At 58.6% G+C, this 365-nt stretch carries 1 protein-coding gene; it reads right to left on the bottom strand.

Going from position 1 to position 365, the window contains the following annotated elements; all coding sequences use genetic code 11:
* The coding region (locus Q4563_RS17225) for a hypothetical protein (RefSeq protein WP_303605365.1) at positions 1-365 on the bottom strand (365 nt) is incomplete at both ends.

Genomic DNA, 365 nt, shown 5'->3' with positions numbered 1-365 from the left:
GCCTTGCTCATGCTGCCGTGGATGTACATACGGGTGGCGGTCTGGCCTTTCAGGGCGTTGGCGAAGGCTGCGACATCGGCGCGACTGACGGAGCCCAGTTCAGCCAGCAGTTGCTGTTCGTTAAAGCTGGGGGAGTAAATCTGGCGCTTCAGCTCGGCGATGCCGCGTTCGTAGGGCTTGGCCTTGAGCTGGTTTTCCAGATTACGCTGCAGCGAGGCTTGATAGCGCTGGAACTGGTCATCGCTGATATTGACCTGTTGCATGCCTTCGAGTACCCGTTTGAGCAGCTCGGGCAGTTTATCCTGGTAGCCGGACAGCATCAGTTGCAGACCGCGAGTGTTGGCACTGAGGCCATAGCTCAGTCC

This window comes from Gilvimarinus sp. 1_MG-2023, from assembly GCF_030548285.1.
This window is presented reverse-complemented; position numbering and strand designations above follow the sequence as displayed.